Source organism: Neobacillus citreus (assembly GCF_018343545.2).
Lineage (GTDB): Bacteria > Bacillota > Bacilli > Bacillales > Cytobacillaceae > Neobacillus > Neobacillus citreus.
In genome coordinates, this window is the sequence record NZ_JAGYPE020000061.1 from 1 (window position 1) to 23,013 (window position 23,013).

The 23,013-nt window shown below is 46.8% G+C and carries 26 protein-coding genes; all 26 read right to left on the reverse strand.

Translation table 11 applies throughout. From position 1 onward, the window contains the following. Positions 1-848, reverse strand: an 848-nt coding sequence (gene nuoH, locus KHB02_RS23940) for an NADH-quinone oxidoreductase subunit NuoH (protein WP_241114056.1), incomplete at its 3' end; no start/stop codon positions are given. Continuing rightward, the gene (locus KHB02_RS23945) at positions 848-1,948 is read right to left on the reverse strand and encodes an NADH-quinone oxidoreductase subunit D (RefSeq protein WP_213147981.1); all 1,101 of its coding nucleotides are present in this window, start codon (positions 1,946-1,948) and stop codon (positions 848-850) included. The genes KHB02_RS23945 and nuoH, both read right to left, overlap by 1 nt. 3 nt (positions 1,949-1,951) lie before the next feature. Continuing rightward, positions 1,952-3,358, reverse strand: a complete 1,407-nt coding sequence (locus tag KHB02_RS23950) for an NADH-quinone oxidoreductase subunit C (protein ID WP_213147980.1) — start codon at positions 3,356-3,358, stop codon at positions 1,952-1,954. Positions 3,359-3,361: 3 nt separating this feature from the next. Next, on the reverse strand, positions 3,362-3,874 hold the full coding sequence (locus KHB02_RS23955) for a NuoB/complex I 20 kDa subunit family protein (RefSeq protein WP_213117142.1): 513 nt from the start codon (positions 3,872-3,874) through the stop codon (positions 3,362-3,364). After that, positions 3,865-4,239 carry an NADH-quinone oxidoreductase subunit A gene (locus tag KHB02_RS23960; protein ID WP_213117141.1) on the reverse strand — a complete coding sequence of 125 codons (375 nt, stop codon included), beginning with the start codon at positions 4,237-4,239 and terminating at the stop codon, positions 3,865-3,867. Before KHB02_RS23960 ends, KHB02_RS23955 begins: the two co-directional genes overlap by 10 nt. A gap of 745 nt (positions 4,240-4,984) precedes the next feature. Further along, on the reverse strand, positions 4,985-5,392 hold the full coding sequence (locus KHB02_RS23965; RefSeq protein WP_213147979.1) for a F0F1 ATP synthase subunit epsilon: 408 nt from the start codon (positions 5,390-5,392) through the stop codon (positions 4,985-4,987). 21 nt (positions 5,393-5,413) lie between these two features. After that, positions 5,414-6,835 (reverse strand): F0F1 ATP synthase subunit beta, encoded by a 1,422-nt coding sequence (gene atpD / locus KHB02_RS23970; RefSeq protein WP_213148114.1) that lies wholly within the window; start codon positions 6,833-6,835, stop codon positions 5,414-5,416. Positions 6,836-6,899: 64 nt separating this feature from the next. Continuing rightward, positions 6,900-7,757, reverse strand: a complete 858-nt coding sequence (gene atpG, locus KHB02_RS23975; protein WP_213147978.1) for an ATP synthase F1 subunit gamma — start codon at positions 7,755-7,757, stop codon at positions 6,900-6,902. A 90-nt stretch (positions 7,758-7,847) separates the two neighbouring features. Beyond that, positions 7,848-9,359 (reverse strand): F0F1 ATP synthase subunit alpha, encoded by a 1,512-nt coding sequence (gene atpA / locus KHB02_RS23980; RefSeq protein ID WP_213147977.1) that lies wholly within the window; start codon positions 9,357-9,359, stop codon positions 7,848-7,850. 16 nt (positions 9,360-9,375) lie between these two features. Continuing rightward, positions 9,376-9,912, reverse strand: a complete 537-nt coding sequence (locus tag KHB02_RS23985) for a F0F1 ATP synthase subunit delta (protein ID WP_213117136.1) — start codon at positions 9,910-9,912, stop codon at positions 9,376-9,378. Continuing rightward, positions 9,909-10,439, reverse strand: a complete 531-nt coding sequence (locus KHB02_RS23990; RefSeq protein WP_213147976.1) for a F0F1 ATP synthase subunit B — start codon at positions 10,437-10,439, stop codon at positions 9,909-9,911. Before KHB02_RS23990 ends, KHB02_RS23985 begins: the two co-directional genes overlap by 4 nt. A gap of 218 nt (positions 10,440-10,657) precedes the next feature. Then, positions 10,658-10,870, reverse strand: a complete 213-nt coding sequence (gene atpE / locus KHB02_RS23995; RefSeq protein WP_027323467.1) for a F0F1 ATP synthase subunit C — start codon at positions 10,868-10,870, stop codon at positions 10,658-10,660. Between the two features lie 56 nt (positions 10,871-10,926). Then, on the reverse strand, positions 10,927-11,640 hold the full coding sequence (atpB, locus tag KHB02_RS24000) for a F0F1 ATP synthase subunit A (protein ID WP_213117134.1): 714 nt from the start codon (positions 11,638-11,640) through the stop codon (positions 10,927-10,929). Between the two features lie 21 nt (positions 11,641-11,661). Beyond that, the gene (locus KHB02_RS24005; RefSeq protein ID WP_213147975.1) at positions 11,662-12,036 is read right to left on the reverse strand and encodes an ATP synthase subunit I; all 375 of its coding nucleotides are present in this window, start codon (positions 12,034-12,036) and stop codon (positions 11,662-11,664) included. A gap of 2 nt (positions 12,037-12,038) precedes the next feature. Further along, positions 12,039-12,263 (reverse strand): AtpZ/AtpI family protein, encoded by a 225-nt coding sequence (locus KHB02_RS24010; RefSeq protein WP_213148113.1) that lies wholly within the window; start codon positions 12,261-12,263, stop codon positions 12,039-12,041. A gap of 359 nt (positions 12,264-12,622) precedes the next feature. Further along, on the reverse strand, positions 12,623-14,953 hold the full coding sequence (locus tag KHB02_RS29825) for a S8 family serine peptidase (protein WP_213147974.1): 2,331 nt from the start codon (positions 14,951-14,953) through the stop codon (positions 12,623-12,625). Positions 14,954-15,226: 273 nt separating this feature from the next. Next, positions 15,227-15,856 carry a uracil phosphoribosyltransferase gene (upp, locus tag KHB02_RS24020; protein ID WP_213117131.1) on the reverse strand — a complete coding sequence of 210 codons (630 nt, stop codon included), beginning with the start codon at positions 15,854-15,856 and terminating at the stop codon, positions 15,227-15,229. Between the two features lie 159 nt (positions 15,857-16,015). Next, positions 16,016-17,257 (reverse strand): serine hydroxymethyltransferase, encoded by a 1,242-nt coding sequence (glyA, locus tag KHB02_RS24025; protein WP_213147973.1) that lies wholly within the window; start codon positions 17,255-17,257, stop codon positions 16,016-16,018. A 175-nt stretch (positions 17,258-17,432) separates the two neighbouring features. Then, a complete protein-coding gene (locus KHB02_RS24030; protein ID WP_213147972.1) occupies positions 17,433-17,999 on the reverse strand; it encodes a TIGR01440 family protein in 567 nt (188 codons plus the stop codon). A gap of 114 nt (positions 18,000-18,113) precedes the next feature. Beyond that, positions 18,114-18,560: a ribose 5-phosphate isomerase B gene (gene rpiB, locus KHB02_RS24035; protein WP_213147971.1), complete on the reverse strand. Its 447-nt coding sequence runs from the start codon at positions 18,558-18,560 to the stop codon at positions 18,114-18,116. A gap of 239 nt (positions 18,561-18,799) precedes the next feature. Next, positions 18,800-19,240 carry a low molecular weight protein arginine phosphatase gene (locus tag KHB02_RS24040; RefSeq protein ID WP_213147970.1) on the reverse strand — a complete coding sequence of 147 codons (441 nt, stop codon included), beginning with the start codon at positions 19,238-19,240 and terminating at the stop codon, positions 18,800-18,802. 71 nt (positions 19,241-19,311) lie between these two features. Then, positions 19,312-19,869: a manganese efflux pump MntP gene (locus tag KHB02_RS24045; RefSeq protein WP_213147969.1), complete on the reverse strand. Its 558-nt coding sequence runs from the start codon at positions 19,867-19,869 to the stop codon at positions 19,312-19,314. Between the two features lie 144 nt (positions 19,870-20,013). After that, entirely contained in the window at positions 20,014-21,057 is a 1,044-nt protein-coding gene (locus KHB02_RS24050) for an L-threonylcarbamoyladenylate synthase (protein WP_213147968.1), read from the reverse strand. A 186-nt stretch (positions 21,058-21,243) separates the two neighbouring features. Next, positions 21,244-21,690: a GNAT family N-acetyltransferase gene (locus tag KHB02_RS24055; RefSeq protein WP_213147967.1), complete on the reverse strand. Its 447-nt coding sequence runs from the start codon at positions 21,688-21,690 to the stop codon at positions 21,244-21,246. A 141-nt stretch (positions 21,691-21,831) separates the two neighbouring features. Next, the gene (locus KHB02_RS24060; protein WP_241114057.1) at positions 21,832-22,110 is read right to left on the reverse strand and encodes a hypothetical protein; all 279 of its coding nucleotides are present in this window, start codon (positions 22,108-22,110) and stop codon (positions 21,832-21,834) included. Positions 22,111-22,194: 84 nt separating this feature from the next. Then, positions 22,195-23,013 (reverse strand): stage II sporulation protein R (spoIIR, locus tag KHB02_RS24065; RefSeq protein WP_241114058.1); only part of this gene is annotated, 819 nt, incomplete at its 5' end.

A 23,013-nucleotide genomic window follows, 5' to 3' on the forward strand; every position in this document is an offset into this window, starting at 1 on the left:
AACGCGAACCAAACGGCTCCCGGGATAAAGTCAAGGAATCCGAATGGGGCCATCCAGCCGCCAAAGAATAATACGGTAATTAAGGCCGTCATTGCGAACAAATACACATATTCTGCCAGCATGAAGAATGCCCAGCGGAAACCAGTGTACTCGGTATGATAACCGGCAACAAGCTCGGACTCTGATTCCGGAAGGTCAAACGGTGTCCGGGACAGTTCCGCAGTCGATGCGATTAAAAACACGATAAACCCGATTGGCTGCAGTAAAATGAACCAGCCGTGCTTTTGGGCATGAACGATATCATTTAGGTTCAAGCTGCCCGATAATAAAATAACACCAAGAACGGACATAACAAGCGGAATTTCATATGAAATCATCTGCGCTGTTGCCCGCGCTCCCCCAAGCAGGGAGTATTTGTTGTTGGAAGCCCAGCCCCCAAGCAGAATTCCGAAAACCGTCAAACCGGATACGGCCACATAGTACAGCAGCCCGACGCCAAGGTCAGCGAACTGAAAACGGTCTGTAAACGGAATCGTTGCCAGCACCATGAACGATGGTGCGAAGGCGATAACTGGTGCCAAAATAAACATTGGACGGTCAGCCAGTTTCGGGATGATATCTTCTTTTAATAACAGCTTTAAAACGTCGGCAACGGTTTGCAATAGGCCAAAGCGTCCGCCGAGCTGGTTCGGACCGTGGCGGAGCTGAATGTAACCCATAACCTTCCGTTCCGCCAGGATAGAGTACGTAACGAACCCTAATACAACTAGTAGTAAGACAGCTCCAAAGATAAAGAAGAAGAAAAAGTTAAACCAACCAGGACTTGATTGCAGCAGATCCTGTATCATTAGCCATCCACCTCTCCAAGGACAATGTCAATTGCCCCTAAAATGGCAATCATGTTTGCAATGTTTTCTCCCTTTAATAGCTTCGGAAGAATTTGCAAGTTATAGAAAGATGGTCTTCTAAATTTCAAGCGGTACGGTTCTTTTTTCCCGTCGCTGTAAATATAGCAGCCAATTTCCCCGCGCGGCGATTCAATTCTGACAAAAGCTTCCCCTTTTGGCGCCTTAATGATTTTCGGCACCTTCGCGAGGATTTCGCCTTCCTCAGGGAACTGCTCAGCAGCCTGCTCTAAAATTTTCAACGATTCTTCGATTTCCGCCAGGCGGCACTGGTAACGCGCCCAGGCATCGCCACTTTCCTGAACTGGAACATCAAAGTCGAAGCGGTTGTAGATGGAATACGGCTCGTCTTTGCGGAGATCCCATTTCACGCCGGTACAGCGCAGGTTAACACCGCTCAAGCTGTATTGCAGCGCGTCTTCCTTCGAATACTTGCCAATTCCTTTTACTCGGTTTAAGAAAATCTCATTCCCGGTTACTAGGTCGTGGTAGCCGGCAAGCTGCTCGCGCATATACGGAACAAATTCTTTTACTTTTTGAATCCATCCCTCCGGCGCATCCCACTTGACGCCGCCGACACGCATGTAGTTAAACGTCAATCGTCCGCCTGAAAGCTCGTTCAGCATGTTAATAATCATTTCCCGCTCGCGGAAGGCATAGATGAACGGGGATGTTGCCCCAAGGTCAAGCAGGTATGTACCCCACCAAACCAGGTGACTCGCTACCCGGCCCAATTCCATCGCAATCACGCGCAGGAAATCCGCCCGTTCCGGAATCTCGATGCCCATCATCGTTTCTACTGCGTGACAGAGCACGTAGTTGTTGGTCATCGCAGACAGGTAGTCCATCCGGTCTGTGTACGGAATAATTTGTGTATATTGCAGGTTCTCAGCCAATTTCTCAGTCCCGCGGTGCAGGTAACCGATGACAGGCTGTGCTTCGGTAATGATTTCCCCGTCCAGTTTAACGACAAGCCGGAATACGCCGTGCGTACTTGGATGCTGAGGACCTACGTTAAGCATCATTTCTTCTGTTTTGATCACTGGTTACACCTCCACATCATACGGCTCATAGTCTTTTCTCAGTGGATAGCCAACCCATTCTTCGCCAAGCATAATCCGGTGCAGGTTTGGATGCCCGGTAAACTTGATGCCAAGTAAGTCGTATGCTTCACACTCAGGCCAGTCAGCGCCCGCCCATACTGGCTGCAAGGATTCGATGATCGGCTCATTCCGGTCAATCTTCACCTTGAAGGCGACGGATTGACGGTTTTTGTATGAGTATAAGTGAACATAAATTTCCATATGTGTTTCAAAGTCAGTTCCGTGCAGCTCTGATAAATAGTCGAAGCCTAACAGCTCATTATATTTTAAAAATTGTGCAAGCTTAAAGTAGGCTTCCCGCTTCACCACAAGGGTAGGAACATCCTTAGATAGTTTATTAATATAAAAATCTTCTAAAACATCGGAACCCATGTTTTCTTCGATTACCTTCACGTACTTGTCTAGGTACGGTTGGTTCGGTGATGGTTTTGCTTCAGCTGCTGGTTCTGCAGCTCCTGCCCCGGCTGCCCCGCCTTTTGCTGCGGCTGCTTTGGCCTTTGCTGCGGCTACTGCTGCTGCCTTAGCTTTCGCGGCGGCGATAGCTTTTGCTTTTTCATCATCACCCGCTGGCGCATCTTCTGCTCCGCCTTCGCGTTTTGCTTTAGCTGCTGCCGCTGCTTTGGCCTTCGCTGCTGCCGCTGCCTTTGCTTTGGCCGCTGCCGCTGCTTTCGCTTTGGCGTCGTCTCCCGATGCTTCTGCCGCAGGTTCTGCGCCTTCGTCCGCGCCACCCGCTAGCTCCATTGCTTTCCGTTTCGCTGCTGCGGCCGCTTTTGCTTTCGCTACGGCGGCGGCTTTTTTCTTCGCTAGGTCATCGGCGTCCCCGCCTGCTCCAGCGTCTGCTGCTGCCGGTGCTTCTGGTGCTGCAGCAGGTTCTGCTGCCTGGTCTGCATTACCGGCTAGCTCCATCGCTTTCCGTTTTGCTGCTGCGGCTGCTTTTGCTTTCGCTACAGCTGCGGCTTTTTTCTTCGCTAGGTCATCGGCGTCTCCCACTCCTGCGTCCCCGGCTCCTGCTTTAGGTTCCTCCGGTGCTGGTGCTGCGGCCTCCGCTGCTGGCTCCTCATCCGCGATGCCTTCACGTTTCTTTTTCGCTAACGCTGCTGCTTTCGCTTTCGCAGCGGCTGCGGCTTTTTTCTTCGCTAAATCTTCAGCGTCGCCTGCTCCTGATGCAGCAGGTGCCTTTTCCGGTTCAACAGGCTTCGGCTCAGCTTCTTGCTTTGGAGCAGCTGACTCAGCCGGCTTCTGACCTGGAGCTTCCCCGGCTGCACGGGCTGCTCGTTTCGCTGCCGCTTCGGCCTTTGCCTTTGCCACGGCCTCTCGCTTTAATTGTTCGAGATCTTTTTCCCCGCTCATTTATCAGGTCACCTTCTTCCCAGTCTTCGCTTCATAACGAATTTTTTCCTTCAATTTATTGATTCCATAAATTAAGGCAGCTGGGTTTGGCGGGCAGCCTGGGATATACACGTCAACCGGCACAATCTGGTCAACACCCTTGACAACGGAATACGATTTTATGTACGGTCCGCCAGCGGTTGCACAAGAACCCATCGCGATTACCCATTTTGGCTCTGGCATCTGGTCATACAAACGGCGTAAAATCGGCGCCATCTTTTTCGTAACTGTCCCAGAAACGATCATACAGTCAGACTGACGCGGTGACGGACGGAAAAACGATCCAAACCGGTCCAAGTCGTAGTGAGCCGCACCCACACCCATCATTTCTATCGCACAACAAGCCAGACCAAATGTCACCGGGTACAGCGAACTGCTTCGCGCCCAGGCCTTCACTTGCTCCAGCGAAGTCATAAACACATTCTGTTTTAACTCCTGCATCTCCAAATCGGTAACGCCATCTAGTTTTAGATCCATCGTAGCACCTTCTTTTTCCAAGCATACACTAGGCCTAATAATAGTAAGAATACGAAAATTAACATTTCGATCAATGCGAAAACGCCTAGCTTATCATAGGCAACCGCCCATGGATATAAAAACACCGTTTCCACATCAAAAATAACAAACATTAGGGCAAAAATATAATAGCGGACATTGAACTGTACACGGGAATCGTGAAATGGCTCAACACCGCTCTCATATGTGGTCAACTTTGCTTCGCTAGGTTTGTGCGGACGCAAAAGCTTACCTAAATATAATGCCACCACCGGCAGCAACACCCCGAGACATAGGAACACGAAAACTATCAGATAATTATTCTGATATACATTCAAAAGTTCCATGCCTATCCCCTCCAATGTTGTGAATTTTCATTAATATGATTGTAACCGAATTCATTATAGCATTGTTACAAACCCATGTCGACAAGCCAATCCTTTAATTTGGAAATCTATTCACAAACTCAATTTCCAAATTAAGGCTGTTGAAAAACTGCCCCTCAAAAAGGTATTTTGTTACATGATTTTTCGGGTCTTTAGTCCCCCGACTGCCCCACAATGCCTCCTAATTCGACAACTACCCCTATTTAAAACCAAAATCCTGCCCGTGTCAGTGAGGTTTGTCATTTTTAGCCCAAACCTTTTTGAAAAATTAATGTTTGATTGGTTTTTCACATAAAAATTAGTCAAGGCTTCGCAGTTTGTACTCCCCGCTCCCTACATTCATATTCTTAAAATTAAAATTCATTCATTTAAGGTGGGAAAGCAGACTTTTATAGCGGGTAATTTCCAGTCAATTTACAATACTTTCCGTATTTGAGCATTTACTTTCACTTATATGATACTTACTTTCCTGATTGGACCATTTACTTTCCATTTATAGCGGTTTACTATCCAGTTCAATCGATTTACTTTCCTCTTCACAAAACTCAACATATTTTTTGATGCATAAGAACCGTCCCCATGCTTCACCGTAACCCCAACAAAAATAAAAACCCCTCCGACCGGCATCTAAGGCCGGCCAAAGGGGTTGGATTCATTGTATTTACATATAAGTACGAGAACCGTATTTTACAACCCGTATTATAACTTATCGGCTATCCGATACATTCAAACGGTTGACAGCGCGGCGTAATGCCAGCTCAGCACGTTTGAAGTCGACATGCTCCTGCTGTGCCTGCTGGAGACGCTGTTCAGCACGCTCTTTTGCACGCTGCGCACGTTCTACATCGATATCCGATGCTTTTTCAGCTGCCTGTGCAAGAACTGTTACCTGTTCAGGACGGACTTCTAAAAAGCCGCCGCTGACCGCGATTTGCTCTTGTTTGCCGCCAGCCAATTTCAAACGGACAGCACCGATTTCTAGTGGTGCCACCAATGGAATGTGGCCTGGCAAAATGCCTAGCTCGCCGCCTTTTGCTTTTGTACTCACCATTTCCACATCTGATTCATAAACCGGACCATCGGGAGTTACAACACTGACTTTAATCGTCTTCATATTTTACCCCTCCCTGAAAGGTTAGACCTCTACGCCCATGCGTTTTGCGGCCTCAACCACTTCTTCAATGCGGCCGACAAGACGGAATGCATCTTCTGGAAGATGGTCATATTTACCTTCAAGGATTTCTTTGAATCCTTTAACTGTTTCTTTAACAGGTACATATGAACCTGGCTGACCAGTGAACTGTTCAGCAACGTGGAAGTTTTGTGATAAGAAGAACTGGATACGACGCGCACGGGCAACGACTAACTTATCATCATCAGAAAGTTCGTCCATACCAAGGATCGCGATGATATCCTGTAATTCACGGTATTTTTGTAATGTTTGCTGTACTTGACGAGCAACATTGTAATGCTCTTCTCCAACAATATCAGGTGATAATGCACGAGAAGTAGAAGCAAGAGGGTCCACCGCAGGGTAGATACCCATTTCAGAAAGCTTACGCTCAAGGTTTGTTGTTGCATCTAAGTGAGCGAAAGTTGTCGCCGGAGCCGGGTCAGTATAATCATCGGCTGGTACGTAAATCGCTTGGATCGATGTAACAGAACCTTTATTAGTAGAAGTAATACGTTCTTGCAATTTACCCATTTCAGTAGCAAGTGTCGGCTGGTAACCAACGGCAGATGGCATACGGCCAAGTAACGCGGAAACCTCAGAACCTGCTTGTGTGAAACGGAAGATGTTATCGATGAACAATAACACGTCTTGTCCTTGCTCATCACGGAAATATTCAGCCATTGTCAAACCAGTCAAGGCAACACGCATACGTGCTCCTGGCGGCTCGTTCATTTGTCCGAATACCATCGCTGTTTGCTTGATAACGCCGGAATCTGTCATTTCGTGGTAAAGGTCGTTACCCTCACGAGTACGCTCACCTACACCTGCGAATACAGAAATACCGCTGTGCTCTTGCGCGATGTTATTGATTAATTCCTGGATTAATACGGTTTTACCTACACCGGCACCACCGAATAGACCGATCTTACCACCCTTAATATATGGAGCAAGAAGGTCAACTACCTTAATACCAGTTTCAAGAATTTCAACCTCAGTTGAAAGATTTTCGTATGTTGGTGCTTCGCGGTGAATGGAATCACGACGTGCACTTGCTGGAATTTCCTCTTTTAAGTCGATTGCTTCACCTAGTACGTTAAATACGCGGCCAAGTGTCGGCTCCCCAACTGGTACGGAAATTGGCTTACCAGTATCTTCTACTTCTAAACCGCGGGTTACACCATCAGTAGATGCCATCGCGATTGTACGAACTGTATCATCACCTAAATGAAGGGCTACTTCAAGGGTTAGGTTAATATCTACTTCAGATGCGTTTTGCGCTTTTCTCACGACTTTAAGCGCATTATAGATCTCAGGAAGATGACCATTTTCGAACTTAACGTCAACAACCGGACCCATAACCTGAAGAACATGTCCTTTGCTCATCATTTTTCCCTCCTAACTTACTCTTTGAAAAACTATCAAATTGGCGCTAAACACCAAAGACTTACTATTCTAACGCTGCGGCACCGCCGACGATTTCCGTGATTTCCTGCGTGATCGCCGCTTGGCGGGCACGGTTGAAGCTTAATGTCAGGCTTCGGATCAACTCGCCCGCATTGTCGGTTGCATTACGCATTGCCGTCATCCGAGCAGCGTGCTCACTTGCTTTACTGTCTAACAGCGCGCCATAAATCAAGCTTTCGGCGTATTGTGGAAGAAGAACTTCTAAAATCTCTTCGGCACTTGGTTCGAACTCATAGGAAGTGAGCTTATGAGAAGTTGTAATATCCGTTAATGGAAGCAGTTTCTTCTCAGTTACTTCCTGTGAAATTGCACTGATATAGTGGCTGTAATAAACATATAATTCATCGAATGTTCCGTCAGAGAACATGCCGACAGTTGTGCTTGCAATGTCTTTAATGTCCTGGAAGCTTGGCTGGTCGTTAACCCCGACGATATCAAGGACAACGTTGTAACCCCGCTTCACAAAAAAGTCACGCCCCACTCGTCCAATCGCAATAATCGCAAATTCGTCATTGGATGTATGACGGCTTTTGATTGTTTGATGGACGCGGCGGATTACGTTACTGTTAAAAGCACCAGCAAGACCGCGGTCTGATGTAATCACGATGTAGCCTGTCTTTTTTACAGGACGATGGGTCAGCATCGGATGACTCACGCCGCCTGCACCAAGAGCAATCGATGCAGTAACTTCCTGGATTTTTTCCATATAAGGCACGAATGATTTCGCGTTCATAACACCGCGATTCCACTTCGCAGCAGAAGTCATTTCCATTGCCTTTGTAATTTGACTTGTCTTTTTAGTCGAATTAATCCGCGTTTTTATATCGCGTAATGAAGCCATTAGGTTCTCACCACCCTCATTCAAAGAATGTCAGGCGATGGCTAAAGACACCGGGTCCGAAACCATCGCCGCCGTTCAAATTGCTAGACCTTATTGCTCAGAAGCAGCAAACGTCTTTTTAAAGTCGTTGATTGCTTTAGCCATATCATCGTCTTTCGGAAGATCCTTCGTAGTCGTGATTTGGTCTAACAGATCTTTACGGTTGTGGTCTAACCAGCTATGGAATTCTCCTTCAAAACGGCGAATATCCTGTACTGGAATATCGTCAAGGAAACCGCGAGTTAATGCATAAAGAATCATAACTTGCTTTTCAACAGATAGCGGCTTGTTAAGATCCTGCTTTAGAACCTCAACTGTACGCGCACCACGGTTAAGCTTTGCTTGAGTTGCCTTATCAAGGTCAGAACCGAACTGAGCAAATGCTTCTAATTCACGGTAAGATGCAAGGTCAAGACGCAATGTACCGGCAACCTTCTTCATTGCCTTGATTTGCGCAGAACCCCCTACACGGGAAACGGAAAGACCTGCGTTGATCGCTGGACGTACGCCAGAGAAGAAAAGGTCGGATTGTAAGAAAATCTGTCCATCAGTGATGGAGATAACGTTTGTTGGAATATAAGCAGAAACGTCACCTGCTTGTGTTTCAATAAATGGCAATGCTGTGATGGAACCAGCGCCAAGCTCATCATTTAATTTTGCAGCGCGCTCTAGTAAGCGTGAGTGTAAGTAGAATACATCCCCTGGATATGCTTCACGGCCTGGAGGACGGCGAAGTAACAAGGAAAGCTCACGATATGCAGATGCCTGCTTTGTTAAATCATCATATACGATTAATACGTGCTTACCGTTGAACATGAATTCTTCACCCATTGCAACCCCTGCATATGGTGCTAAGAATAGCATTGGAGCAGGCTGTGATGCAGATGCAGAAACAACGATAGTGTATTCTAATGCGCCATTTTTACGAAGTGATTCAACGGCGTTACGTACTGTAGATTCTTTTTGTCCAATTGCAACATAGATACAGATCATGTTTTGACCTTTTTGGTTGATGATTGTATCGATTGCAACAGATGTTTTACCTGTTTGACGGTCACCGATGATTAACTCACGCTGTCCGCGTCCGATTGGCACTAGTGCGTCAATCGCTTTAATACCAGTTTGCAGCGGCTCATGAACGGATTTACGAGCCATAACGCCAGTTGCTACTTGCTCAACAGGGCGTGTTTTCTTTGCATTGATTGGACCCATGCCATCGATTGGTTGTCCTAATGAGTTAACTACACGTCCAATAAGTTCCTCACCAACCGGAACCTCCATGATGCGTCCTGTACGGCGAACCTCGTCACCTTCTTTGATGTCAGTGAAAGGTCCAAGAATAATGATACCGACGTTATTTTCTTCAAGGTTTTGTGCCATACCCATAACGCCGTTTGCAAATTCAACAAGTTCTCCGGCCATGACATTGTCAAGACCATGGATACGTGCGATACCGTCACCAACGGAGATAACAGTACCAACATCTGTCACTTGAATTTCTGCCTGATAGTTTTCAATCTGCTGCTTTATCAGGGCACTGATTTCTTCAGCTTTGATGCTCATGAGTTTCACCCCTTATCTACGATAACAATTTACGTTCTAAACGGCTTAGCTTGCCGCGTAATGATCCATCATATATACGGTTTCCGATGCGAAGCATAACGCCTCCGAGCAAATCGGAATCCACGATATTTTCAATTCGTAATGATTTCTTCCCAATCTTAGCTGCAAATGTGGCAGAGATAGCTTCACGCTCCGCGTCTGAAAGCGGGCGGATGCTGGTCACTTCCGCTTCGGCAATGCCGAGTTCATCATTTGTCAACTCCGTGAATTGATTCACAACTTCCACGATTTCGCCTTCACGATGACGTTCGATTAGGATCAATACTGTATTTAAGACATATTGATTTACAGATGTAAAAGCGTTTTTCACAATCTCTTTTTTCTTTTCAATAGGAAGCTTCGAAGATTTGAGAACAGCTTTTAAATCAGGATTGTATTGTAAAACTTCCTTGACTACACGAAGTTCTTCTTCTACTGTACTTAGAATCTGCTGTTCCTTTGCAATTTGAAAAAGAGCCGACGCGTAGCGTTTTGCTACTAGTTGGTTGCTCATCGCCCTTCTCCTGCCTCTTTGATATATTCGTTAATAAGCGCATCTTGGTCCGCTTGAGATAATTCTCTTTCAATTACTTTAGAAGCAATTAACACAGACAATGAAGCCACTTGTTCGCGAATAGCGGCAACAGCTTTTTCTTTCTGTTGTTCGATTTCAAGCTTAGCAGCATCCTTTTGGCGTTCCGCTTCTTGTCGGGCCGCTGCGATGATTTCCTCACGCTGGATATCGCCTTGCTTTTTCGCACTTTCAATTAAGCTCTGTGCTTCTGCACGGGCTTCTTTTAAAAGATTTCTTTGTTCTTCTAAAAGCTTCTTCGCTTCTCCGCGGCTTTCTTCAGCTGCGTTGATTTCACTTGCAATATGCTCTTCGCGCTGTTTCATGATGCCCATTAATGGACCCCACGCAAACTTTTTCAGCAATGCCAAGAGGACAATAAACACGATCAGTTGGAAGAAGATATCTCCATAATTAACGTGGCCGGCGCTGTGCTCGGCTGCACCTAATACTAAACTGCTTGTTAACACCCTGGGTTCACTCCTTTCAAGAGTTGCTCACACTAGAAATGCATAAACGAACATAAATGAATGGCGAAGTTAGATGAATGTCTCTTCGCCATCTGGAGTTTTTTAGCTAATATAAAAGTATAAATTCTCCCAAATTTATACTTTCATAACGCATAAATTCAACTACGCCTCTGTCTTCGTCCTATCGGACTCGCCAATCGACGAGTTTTCATTTAATTTTATCGGTTTAAGACCATGAACGCGATAACAACGCCGATGATCGGTAATGCTTCTACTAACGCAACCCCGATGAACATTGTAGTTTGTAGTAAACCACGTGCTTCTGGCTGACGAGCGATACCTTCAACTGTACGTCCTACGATAAGACCGTTACCAATACCTGCGCCTACTGCTGCTAGACCAATTGCAATTGCTGCTGCTATAAGATTCATTATTTTGTTCCTCCTTAAAATGTATAAATATGTTTTATTTTTTATAAAAAATTATATTAATGGTCATGACTCACTTTGTGTGCCATATAAACCATCGTTAACATAGTAAAGATGTACGCTTGGATGGATCCGACGAAGATCGAGAAGCCTTGCCATACAAGTGTAAGCGGAATGGCGGCAATTGTGCCGGCGATTCCTTGGTGTGCTAATCCCGCTGCCAAGAGCGATAGAAGCAATTCACCAGCGTAAATGTTACCGTAAAGACGCAGACCAAGCGTCAATGTGTTCGCAAATTCCTCGATAATCTTTAACGGGAATAAGAATTTCATTGGAGTGAAGAAGCCTTCTCCATATCCTTTTGCGCCCTTTAGCTTGACGCCGTAATAATGGGTAAGACCCAAAATCATGACCGCTAGGGTTAACGTAATAATCGGGTCAGCTGTAGGTGATTTCCACCAAAGCTTATCGTCAACGACGATTGCGAAAGGAAGACCCAGCATATTTGATACAAAAATATACATGATTAATGTAATCCCTAGGATGTGGAATCGCCCGCCTTCTTTCCAATCCATTGTGCTGTTGATGATGCCTTTTACAAAGTCCATCACCCATTCCATAAAGTTTTGCATCCCCGTAGGTTTCATTGCCAGCTTGCGGGTTGCTAATACGGCAATAAGAAATACAATTGCACTTGCAATTGTGATCATAAGAACGTTTGCCCCGTTAAACCAGAGACCAAACAATTCAAACTCAGGAGCCCCATGATGCATATAAACTCACCTCGCTTCCCTTCACTTTTGAGCATGCAGAGCATGATAAAAATAATCTATCATAATGACAATATAGGCTGTCATTAGTCCCAAAACAACACTAACTATTTGAAAATAATCAGGGTATTCTAACGCAATCATTACCGCAATTGCCGAGATCGCCATTCTTTGCAGCGAGCCCAATGATTTGACCTTTTTCCCTGCCGAAACGGCTTTGTCGAATTTCTCTGTCTTTCTCACTAACATCCAAAGCATAATGAAGCTAAAGCATGTCCCAAGGATCAACCCAAGGAAAGTAGTTTTGTATGTAGTGAAGCCCCAGCCAAGAACATAGATGGACAACAAGTAAAACATCCATTTTCTCTGCCTGTTGTACATTTCTCTGAAATCTGGCATGGTTATTTATCTCCTGAATAGAAATGGCGGATTGAGACAAGCATAGAATAAACCCCTGCCGCAAGACCCAGGAGCAGTCCGATTATTAAGAAAATTGGTTCTGTGTTCCACTTTCCGTCCAGCCACCTTCCGGCAAAAATGCCAATCAGGATGGAGCCGACCAACTGGGAAACAATAGCAGACATTAAAGCCATGGCTTGAAAAGGATTGCGGTTCTTTTGCATAATAAAATCATCCTCACTGCGTAGAGAATGAAAAACAAAAGGTGATTATGATAAATCATGCGCGGGATTTTGTCAAATTAAATTTTGATGAAAACCCTACCATGCACACCCTTTGTTAGCATACAATAGGCACCATGCATTGTCAATGAATTTACGTGAATTATTCCACAAACAATTTCCCAATTTTTTTGTGATTTGGAAGTGAAAGTCAACACTCTTATTGTATTGTAATTTTTGAAGTTTTTTTGGCTATTTTGTGTCCATTTTGTGAACATTTCTTTCTGACTTTTTAAATAATTTCCCGAAGGTTAGGCGGAATTGTGGGCGGCATTCTCACTTCGTTTGCCGCCCTAATTTTTGTCTTAATTTTTATAAATCGAAATCATCGTTTCAATAAAATCCTCTTTGCCTGCCTTTTTGGCGAAGACTTTGGCTCGGTAAGTCCCTTCGTATGGAAGGTCTTCAGCTTTGAAGGCTTTACGGATCAGTCCCTTCTTTACATCGGTGCTTGTGTCAAGAAAGCCGACAAAGCGGTAATCGTCAGGGTTGAATAAGGCGATTCCAAACTCCTCCGCTCCCCCCGGGACGTAGACCTCATACTGGTAAGTGCCCGGCTCATCTCCTTCTGCAAAATCAAAGCCCATAATCCGAGGGTATCCCGGCTCTTCCAGAACATACAGAAATGGTACATGAATGGACTGGCTCCCACCATGCACGGTTAGAAAACCATCGTGAATTTTCCCTTTAAAAATCTGCGGGTCGACGGCGAGCTCCACGGTTATTTCTTTTGTTTCTTTCGGCTCAAGGGTGAACGCGAGCGGGAAACGCCACTCCAAGCCGTCGATGTGCTGCGGGATGTCAAACGTGTAGCGTTTTGGACTGTCGCTGATATTTTCGACTTTTAATTGGGCTTTATGAACATTTTTCAGGCTGCTAAACTTTCCAAACCGAATGCTGCCCGGCATGACCAACGATCCCGTCTGGATCGCGTCATCGACCTGGATGCGGCCTGCCCCCTGCTCGTATGTGCGGTAGTAGGGTCCGGGGGTTATCTTGGTTTTGTTTTGGTTCTTCCCGATTGGACCGATTTCGATTGGTTTCCGGGTTGTTTCCGGGCTCATGCTGCTGCTTGGCTCACCAGGTTCCTTTACCAGCGGTTTGGCGGTATTCATCAGCGCCGACTTAATCTGCTCCGGCGTCCAATCCGGATGGGCCTGCTTGATCAGCGCGCAGGCGCCGGCCACATGAGGTGCGGCCATGCTCGTCCCCTGCAGGCTCAAGTAGCCGCCAGGAATCGTCGAATTGATGGCCACCCCCGGGGCAACGAGGTCCGGTTTGATATCCCATGTATCCGTGACCGGCCCCCTGGAGCTGAAGTCAGCAAGCCGGTCAATTTCTTCATTTATTTTGAGTCTTGCCGTCACACTGGTGTTTTTCAGTTTTTTTCGTAAAAATTCCCCCTCGCTTTTGGTAATCGACCCGATCGGTATAGCAGCGGGCGCATCGAGATTGCCGATGAAGGTGCCCTTGAGATTGTTAGCGACTACCACCGCCTTAGCCCCCGCCTCATGGGCATTTTTTGCTTTTTCCGAAAAAGTCAATTCGCCACGCTTCATTAGAACGATTTTCCCCTGAACATTCTCGAGTTCGTTGGGTTGGCCGATGCCGCCGTCGACGATTGGGAGCGTCCGGTCAAGCGCCCAATTCCCCGACCCCTCCATTGGCTGGACCCGGAGCGGATTTTGCATTCCTTCTATTAATAGTTGGGGAATTTCCATGGTAGGCGTCGAGGCGCCTACCGAAATTGCTTTTGCGGATGTTCCCGGTGAACCGACCGTCCATACATTCGGTCCAGAATTGCCCGATGCAGCGACGGCGACGATCCCATTCTCGACAGCACGGTCGAGCGACTGACTGATTGGCAGGTCTGGACCGTTAATACTGTTGCCAAGCGAGAGGTTCATAATGTCGACCTTGTCTTTGATGGCCTGGTCAATCGCAGCCAGCACTTGCTCGGTCGTTCCCCCGCCGCCCGGACCAAGCGCGCGGTACGCAACAATTTTTGCCTCGGGGGCCACGCCTTTGATTTTTCCATTGGCGGCAATGATGCCGGCGACATGGGTACCGTGGATGGTCGCCCGGCCTTGCGTGAGTGTTTCCATCGGGTCTTGGTCGTTATCAACAAGGTCATGGCCGCCCGCATAATTCCGAGCGAGGTCTGGATGGGTGTAGTCCACCCCGGTATCGATGACCCCGACCGTCACACCTCGGCCGGTCAGACGTTCATTCTTCTTTGAAAAAAAACCGCGCACCGCCTCACCGCCAATGATTTTCACGCTTTCCTCAGTTTCGACCCGATACTCTGTTACCGGGGAGACATGCTGGATAGAGGTGAGCTGGCTGTTCCGGGTCTGGTCTTCGGTTAGCCTGGCGATGGCGTTTGGCGGCCCTTGTATCGAGAAACCGTCAATGGCTTTCTCATATACGCGGCGCAGCTTGATATCCTTATAGGGTGCGAGCAGCTGCTTGATTTCCTGTTCTGTTTTCGGATGGTTGAGCATGACGATGGCGACGGTATCTTTTGTTGATTTTTGGATTGGGGGATGGATTAGGATTTTCGGTATGGCCGGGATGCCGGTGGTCCCAACATTAATAGTTCCGAACGTGAGGAGCAGTGCGAGTACCAATTTCATGTGAAAATCCCCCTTTTTTCCATATCGTTTTCTTTGGGAGGGGAAAGTATGCAGACTTATATGAGGGGTTGGCGAGTAAATTTGTTATTTTGGCGAGTAAAAGTAAAAAGTTGGCGAGTAAATCCTAAATTTAGACGAGTAAACTAGACATAGTGACGAGTAAAACAAAAAAAGGTAACTCCCAAATACCCAATAGGGTAACAAACCAACAATTTCCCAGAAAAAAAAGCCGGGCAGCACCCGACTTTTTAAAAAATTACCTTATTTTTAGAATTATTTCGTCCCAAACAACCGGTCTCCAGCATCACCAAGTCCTGGTACGATGTAGCCGTGGTCGTTCAACTTCTCGTCAAGGGCAGCGATGTAAATGTCGACGTCAGGGTGCGCCTCTTTCAAAGCTTCAACGCCTTCTGGTGCGGCAATCAAACACATAAATTTGATATTTTTGGCTCCCCGCTTTTTCAGGCCATGAATCGCTTCAACGGCTGAGCCGCCAGTTGCGAGCATCGGGTCAACTACGATGAAGTCGCGCTCTTCGACATCACTTGGAAGCTTGACGTAATATTCAACCGGCTTTAAAGTTTCCGGATCGCGGTACAAACCGATATGGCCGACTTTTGCAGCCGGGATTAATTTCAAGATTCCGTCCACCATGCCAATACCAGCGCGTAAAATTGGCACAAGGCCGATTTTTTTACCAGAAAGAATTTTCGATTTTGCCGGACACACAGGTGTTTCGATGTTAGTTTCTTCAAGCGGCATGTCTCTTGTGATTTCAAACGCCATCAAGGTTGCCACTTCGTCGACCAACTCTCGGAATTCCTTTGTTCCTGTATGTTTATCACGTATGTAAGTAAGCTTGTGCTGAATGAGTGGATGGTCAAAAACATATACCTTTGCCACAGCGATCGCCCCTTTTTTAAAGATTTAATTTTTGCAGTCGTCTCATTTTACAGAAAAAAAAGCCCGCGAGCAACTCGCAGACTGATGTTAGATTTTTCTGAAACAAAAGGACGGTTCTTCTGCCTCACATAAGTGAGGCATGAGAACCGTCCCCATGCATCAATATTCAGGGTAAAGGGTAAATTTGCTTGTTAATGCGTCAACTTGTTTGCGCGCTTCTTCAAGCTTTGCTTCGTCTTCGTGATTTTTCAACGTGAAGGCGATGATGGAAGCAATTTCGTCCATATCTTCCAACCCGAAGCCGCGGCTTGTTACTGCAGCTGTACCAATGCGGACGCCGCTTGTTACAAACGGGCTGTTTTGGTCGAACGGAATCGTGTTTTTGTTAACGGTAATGCCGACTTCATCGAGCACTTTTTCAGCCACTTTTCCGGTTAAACCAAGGCTTGTCACATCGACAAGCATTAAGTGGTTGTCCGTACCGCCGGAAACAAGCTTCAAGCCTTCTTTTTGCAGGCTTTCCGCTAAACGCTGAGCGTTCGCCACGATTTGACCAGCATATTCCTTAAAGCTGTCCTGAAGCGCTTCGCCAAAAGCAACAGCTTTTGCAGCGATAACGTGCATCAGCGGACCGCCTTGGATTCCAGGGAAGATCGACTTATCGATTTTCTTGCCCCATTCCTCAGAGGTTAGAATCATCCCGCCACGTGGACCGCGAAGGGTTTTATGAGTAGTAGTTGTGACGAAATCAGCATATGGCACTGGGTTTTGGTGCAGACCAGCCGCAACAAGACCAGCGATGTGCGCCATGTCGACCATTAGGTACGCGCCAACTTCATCAGCGATTTCACGGAACTTCGCAAAATCGATTTCCCTTGGATACGCGCTGGCACCGGCAACAATCATCTTTGGCTTGTGCTCCAGGGCTTTCGCACGAACATCAGCATAATCGATGCGGTGCGTTTCTTTGTCGACACCATAATCAACGAAGTTATATTGAACACCACTGAAGTTAACTGGGCTTCCGTGTGTTAAGTGGCCGCCATGGGATAAGTTCATGCCAAGCACTGTGTCACCTTGCTGAAGGACGGTGAAGTAAACGGCCATGTTTGCCTGTGCACCAGAGTGTGGCTGAACGTTGACATATTCTGCTCCAAAAATTTGCTTGGCGCGCTCGCGAGCTAAATCCTCAACAACATCAACATATTCGCAGCCGCCATAGTAACGGCGTCCAGGGTAGCCTTCTGCGTATTTATTCGTTAAAACGGAGCCTTGGGCTTCCATTACTGCTTCACTGACAAAGTTTTCGGAGGCAATCAGTTCAATTTTAGAACGTTGACGGCCTAATTCTTGCTGGATTGCTTGAAAAACCTGTTCATCGGCTTTAGGTAAATGGTTCATGATTCATTCCCCCTCATATGTAAATAAAAGACGTTAGAAAATTCCCTCTTTATTGTAACATGTTTTTTTATTATGTAAACACGTAAGATTTCATTTTTAACATTTTTATCGTTCGTGTTTCATATAACAAATAAGTTACTCTACAACTTAATCGTTCGTGTTTAGTCAAATATTTCTAACTGCAGCTTGAATTAGCGTCGGTCCGTTCGTAAACCGCGCGGGCCCCGCCGATAAGTTTTGGTCTTGTTTTAGCCATTGTCACATGGGCATGTCCCAGGAACTTCTGTTTAACACGGACGGGGACGGCAACATGTTTCAGGTGCATGCCGATCAGGGTGCTGCCAATGTCAATGCCTGCCTCCGCCTTTACAAACTCGACCACAACGGCGTCGTTCATTTTTTTAAAAGCAAATGTTGCCATCGCTCCGCCTGCCTTCCGGACCGGGACGACCGAAACCTCTTCGAAGCCTCGCACGAAGGCAACCGACCGTTCCACCACAAGTGCCCGGTTCAAGTGCTCGCAGCATTGAAAGGCTAGGTGAACTCCGGTTTCGGTTTGGAATTTTTGCATTTGGCGAAAAATCATTTCGGCTACTTCAATCGTTCCAGCCGTTCCGATGCGCTCGCCGATAACCTCGCTTGTGCTGCAGCCGATCACGAGAAGCTGCCCCGGACTCAGGGATGCCTGCTCCTTAAATTCCGTTAAAATTGCTTCAAGTTCGTTCTCCCATTGCTGAATCATACCCATTGACCTCCCATCATTCATGTTCCAAGGGTCCTGGCCCCGCCACTTTAATATTTTACTCTCTTGGGGGACCTGTCCCCAGCCACTCCGCTGCTTAATCCGATGTGGTATCTATTGTTGTTTCTCCTCATAATCCGTGATTTTACCGACGCGGTTGGCGTGACGTCCGCCTTCGAATTCGCCAGTGAGCCATATTTGGGCAATATCACGGGCCAGTCCAGGACCGATGACGCGTTCGCCCATCGCCAAGATGTTGCTGTCATTGTGGGCACGTGTTGCTTTTGCACTAAAGGTATCGTGCACAAGTGCACAACGGACACCTCTCACCTTGTTAGCGGCAATGCTCATGCCAATTCCTGTTCCGCAAATTAAAATCCCGCGGTCAAACTCGCCGCTCGCTACCTTTTCCGCCACAGGCAGGGCATAATCTGGATAATCAACAGACGACTCACATTCGCAGCCAAAATCCACATACTCAATCTTTAATTCCTCAAGCAAGCTGGCAATTTCCTTACGAATATTCATGCCGCCATGGTCAGACGCTAAAGCCACTCTCATCTCAAAAATCCCCCTATTCATAACATCAATCTGTACTTAATTTTGACATACAGCCTTAAAAATATAAAGCAAGAACACCGCAACTAAATCAAATAATGAAAGACCCTCCAAAAAACAATAGAAATAACTGAATGAAAAATTGTGTCCATTCGATCCGAACAAAAAGTCAATTTGTACACGTGCGGCGTCTGACACCTTCCATAGAAAAAGGCCAAGAGTAAAACACTCCTGACCTTTTTCTATGGCTTTATCTTTTCAATAGCTTTGTCAATCAGTTTATCGAGTTCTTGGTAGGTTTCTTCATAGATAGCGAGGCTGCCGCCGTACGGATCGGTGACGTCGTGGTCGAAATCTTCGCCGGTAAATTCCTTTAATGTAAACACTTTTTCAATCGCCTTTGGGTATTGCTGCTGGATGGCGAACTTATGCGAGGTTGTCATGGTTAAAATCAAATCCGCCCAGTCGACCTCATCACTGGACAGCAAGGTGGAGCGGTGATTTTGCGTAATCTTGTTGTTCGCGAGCACCTCTTTTGCGTTCGCTGAGGCATCGTTTCCGCTTGCGGCATAAATTCCGGCGGACTTGACCTCGATTCCGTCCAGCTGTTTATTTTTTAAAATGGCCTCCGCCATCGGACTCCTGCAGGTATTTCCTGTACAAACAAATAATATCCGCTGCATATGTACGCCCCCTTCCCCACCTATTATAGAACAATTTTCCACATTCAAACCGTTGTTTTTCTAAAAATTTCTTATAAAAACACAGCCATCAGCTTAATGCCGAACGCCAGTAAAATCGCTCCCCCAAGCGCCTCGCTGTAGGCACCGAGCCAGCCACGGACTTTTTTACCCAAAAGCAGGCCTGCCCATGTTAGCACGGTGGCCATAACACCGAAACAGATCAGGACCAAAACAGTTTTTGCCCCATAAATCCCCAGCGTCAAACCGACGGAAAAGCTGTCCAGACTTACGCTCAACGCAAAAAACAAAAGGCCAAAGCCGACCGGGGTAATCACCTTTTCATCATCGTCCTTCAGGCTCGACCAAATCATCTGCATCCCTAAAAGGATTAACAAAAGGCCGCCGATAAAGGAGGCCAGCGCTCCAAATTTTTCTGATAAAAACCTTCCAGCCGTCATGCCAGCTAGCGGCATCAACACATGAAAGATTCCAATGACAATTCCTATTTCAAATATTTTTCGAAGCCGCAATTTGTACATCCCCATGCCAAGGCCGACTGAGAAAGCATCCATTCCTAGAGCCGCTGCCATCAACATGAGTGTGATAATTTCCCCAACCATTTCAGACATTCTGACTTCTCCCCCTTGGACTAACTATTTCAGCATATGCACGTCCAAATCGGTTTAGAAGCCAAGCTGGGAAATTAGCGGAAAGCCCTTTTTAAAAAAAGACCAGCCCTCCATTTAAGGAGAACTGGTCTAGGTGGTTATTTTTTATTCCTTAATCACTTTATTCCCGGCCGCTTTTTCCAACCGGTTCATAATGGCATATCCCACGCCTTCATACGGGAACATTTCGCTGAAAATCACATCGACCTGCTGCTCATTGAATCGACGCAAAACATCGTAAAGCGCAGCTGCGACGGTCTCGAGTTCAGCGCGTCTTCCACAGGTGAGGACGACATCGGCTTCGTACTCGTCCGCATGCTCCTCTGTCGTCAGCACCCCGACACGCAAACCTTCCGCACGTTTTTCGGCAGCAAGCCCCTGCAAAAATCCCCGGGTGCCTGACACCAAATAGAGCGGAGCATTTGGCGCGTAGTGGCGGTACTTCATACCCGGCGCCTTCGGTTTTGCCGCTTCATTTGTTAAAGCCGGGTCGATATGGACTTCGCCCACCACGGCCTCAAGCTGCTCCTTGGTCACCCCGCCTGGCCGTAGGATTACTGGTACTGTTTCCGTACAGTCGATGACAGTTGATTCAACACCGACTCCGGTCGGACCTCCGTCCACCACGCCGGCAATTTTTCCTTCAAGATCATCCAGCACATGCCCGGCCGTAGTCGGGCTCGGTTTCCCTGAGGAGTTCGCACTCGGTGCAGCAATCGGCAGCCCGCTCACTTTGAGCAGCGCCAGTGCCACCGGGTGGTCCGGCATCCGCACTCCAACCGTCCCGAGACCCGCTGATGCTTTTTCCGAAAGCACGCCTTCCTTCATTTTAAAAATAATCGTCAGCGGCCCAGGCCAAAACTTATCCATTAGGATGGCCGCCTTCTCAGGAACCTCTGCCACAAAGCGGTTCAACTGTTCCTGTTCAGCAATGTGGATAATCAGGGGATTATCCGCAGGCCTCCCCTTGGCTGCAAAAATTTTCGCCACAGCCTCGTCATTCTCGGCATTCCCGGCCAACCCATAAACCGTCTCCGTCGGCATCGCAACAACTTCATTTTCCTTTAAAAAATGTGCGGCATCCACAATATGTGGATTACTTTCTAAATTATCCACATACTTATCCACTTTCCAAACTTTTGTGTTCATGTTATCCACCTTCAAAACCTATCTCGTTTTTTATCGAATTTTGACGAATTTCGGCGTATAAACTCATATTTTTCGCATGATACGTTTGAAAGTATAAAAGAAGGCAGACCTAAACACAAGTGATATCCACAAATTGTGCATAACTTACCCAAAAAAGTGGATAACTTTGGCGGTATATCCACAATATTATATCGTTAGTCTCAAAAACAACGAGTTATCCACATTTAAAACGTGTCGAATGTGCTCAGATTGATAAAACCCGACCGGCAGTTCCCCGCGCCCAATCTTTTCAAACCCCATCAGTTCAAAAAGCGGCAACGCCGCCCCCTTATTTGTGGCCAAAAATAAACTTTCCATTTCCTTTTCTTTAGCGAGCTTCACCATTTGGTCAAACAGAACGAAGATTTCCTTTTCAGCTTGCCCCGCCGTGACCACTAGCGAGCGCAGCAACCCAAACTGTTCACAAACCTCCATTCCAAGCGATCCGACCAGCTCTTGCTGCTCGTCCTCTAGCAATAAAAACCATTCTATCGTTTCATCAGTCAGCCCATCCGTCCCTAGATTAGCCCTCGTAAGAAAGCTTTTCAGCCTGTCCAAATCCCCTTTAGTTGCCTTACGAATCAACACCTTCATCCCAGCCACCCCATTTTTCAGCTTCTACTCTATGAATATGAAAAAATAGAAAAAGTAGAACAGGTTGGGGCTATTTCTAGCATATTTTTTGAACATTCGGACCTAGGTGAGAGAGTGTATGGGGACAACTCCTTTCAATTTTTAGTCAGGAATGTCTGGACCAGTCCACCTTCGGACAGAATCGCTTGAAAAAGAAGCAGAAGTGTCCGAACCAGTCCAACCTTCGGACAAAACCGCTTGAAAAAGTGGCAGAAGTGTCCGAACCCATGTACCCTTCGGACGAAACCGCTTGAAAAAGCGGCAGAAGTGTCCGAACCAATGCACCCTTCGGACAGAATCACTTAAAAAAGTGACAGAAGTGTCCGAACCAATGCACCCTTCGGACGAAACCGCTTGAAAAAGAAGCAGAGGTGTCCTCATGAACCCTCTATGAGAACACTTCCTCTCAATTTTCCAATCCATTTGTCCTCATACACACAAAAAAACAGCCCCCTCAAAGAGCTGTTAGTTAAAAAGCTTATTCCACATCTCAACCACAAAGAACTTCACTTTTACCGGCTGCTCGTCCTCCGAAACGTAAACTGGCTTATCCTTCTTTACCGGTTTCTTGACCACAATGTCTTCGGCTTCTTCTGAATCTTGCTCCTCCACCACAGCCGTTTTCATTTTTTTCGATGAATCCTGCTTCTTCACCACAGCCGTTTCCGTTTTTTCAAAATCCCTGCTCTTCATCACAGGTATATCATCATCATTATCCTTAACTGAACGCGTCTCTTCAAAGTCCGGCTTTTGCACCCTTTTTACCTCAGTATTCTCTTTCTGAACAGCAACTTCCTTTTTTCCTTCCACAGACTTTGTTTTCACATCGGACCGCTTCTCTTCCACCTGGGGGACAGAACTAGCTTCCTCTTTCGCTTCAGCAACAGCAGCCGTTTCTTTTTCCTCAAACCCCTCACTGACAGCTACCCCATTTGAAAAATCAAGGAAACATAACGGTGGGTACAGCACGCACCACCAGTTCGCCCCTTCACCCGCACCCAGCGTAATTAACACTGCTTGATACTTTCCTGCAGGATACAAAAACTGCCCGTACAGCTTCGTCGGGAACTGCACCTTGCCAAACTCTACCTTGACCGACTGATCCGAACCCGACTCACGGACCACTTTTTCCCCAATCGCTTGAATCTCAGGCAGATGGCCCTTGATCACCTTCCGAGCCTCTTCCATCGAAGTTAAATCCTGCACCCACAGTGTAATCTGTGCGTTCACTGCATCGCGGACCTTGCGCTTAATCGCCTGATCCTCTTCAAAATCGCTGTTAGC

Coding starts and splice junctions, on each gene's coding strand:
- glyA (WP_213147973.1), bottom strand. CDS start 17,257: ATGAACCATTTACCTAAAGCCGATGAACAGGTTTTTCAAGCAATCCAG.
- KHB02_RS24060 (WP_241114057.1), bottom strand. CDS start 22,110: ATGAGGACACCTCTGCTTCTTTTTCAAGCGGTTTCGTCCGAAGGGTGC.
- atpE (WP_027323467.1), bottom strand. CDS start 10,870: ATGAATCTTATAGCAGCAGCAATTGCAATTGGTCTAGCAGCAGTAGGC.
- KHB02_RS24055 (WP_213147967.1), bottom strand. CDS start 21,690: ATGAAGGTGTTGATTCGTAAGGCAACTAAAGGGGATTTGGACAGGCTG.
- KHB02_RS23965 (WP_213147979.1), bottom strand. CDS start 5,392: ATGAAGACGATTAAAGTCAGTGTTGTAACTCCCGATGGTCCGGTTTAT.
- KHB02_RS24050 (WP_213147968.1), bottom strand. CDS start 21,057: ATGAACACAAAAGTTTGGAAAGTGGATAAGTATGTGGATAATTTAGAA.
- KHB02_RS24045 (WP_213147969.1), bottom strand. CDS start 19,869: ATGTCTGAAATGGTTGGGGAAATTATCACACTCATGTTGATGGCAGCG.
- KHB02_RS23950 (WP_213147980.1), bottom strand. CDS start 3,358: ATGAGCGGGGAAAAAGATCTCGAACAATTAAAGCGAGAGGCCGTGGCA.
- rpiB (WP_213147971.1), bottom strand. CDS start 18,560: ATGAGAGTGGCTTTAGCGTCTGACCATGGCGGCATGAATATTCGTAAG.
- KHB02_RS24040 (WP_213147970.1), bottom strand. CDS start 19,240: ATGCAGCGGATATTATTTGTTTGTACAGGAAATACCTGCAGGAGTCCG.
- KHB02_RS23960 (WP_213117141.1), bottom strand. CDS start 4,239: ATGGAACTTTTGAATGTATATCAGAATAATTATCTGATAGTTTTCGTG.
- atpG (WP_213147978.1), bottom strand. CDS start 7,757: ATGGCTTCATTACGCGATATAAAAACGCGGATTAATTCGACTAAAAAG.
- KHB02_RS29825 (WP_213147974.1), bottom strand. CDS start 14,953: ATGAAATTGGTACTCGCACTGCTCCTCACGTTCGGAACTATTAATGTT.
- KHB02_RS23985 (WP_213117136.1), bottom strand. CDS start 9,912: ATGAGCAACCAACTAGTAGCAAAACGCTACGCGTCGGCTCTTTTTCAA.
- atpA (WP_213147977.1), bottom strand. CDS start 9,359: ATGAGCATCAAAGCTGAAGAAATCAGTGCCCTGATAAAGCAGCAGATT.
- atpD (WP_213148114.1), bottom strand. CDS start 6,835: ATGAGCAAAGGACATGTTCTTCAGGTTATGGGTCCGGTTGTTGACGTT.
- KHB02_RS24030 (WP_213147972.1), bottom strand. CDS start 17,999: ATGATTCAGCAATGGGAGAACGAACTTGAAGCAATTTTAACGGAATTT.
- atpB (WP_213117134.1), bottom strand. CDS start 11,640: ATGCATCATGGGGCTCCTGAGTTTGAATTGTTTGGTCTCTGGTTTAAC.
- KHB02_RS23955 (WP_213117142.1), bottom strand. CDS start 3,874: ATGGATCTAAAACTAGATGGCGTTACCGATTTGGAGATGCAGGAGTTA.
- KHB02_RS24005 (WP_213147975.1), bottom strand. CDS start 12,036: ATGCCAGATTTCAGAGAAATGTACAACAGGCAGAGAAAATGGATGTTT.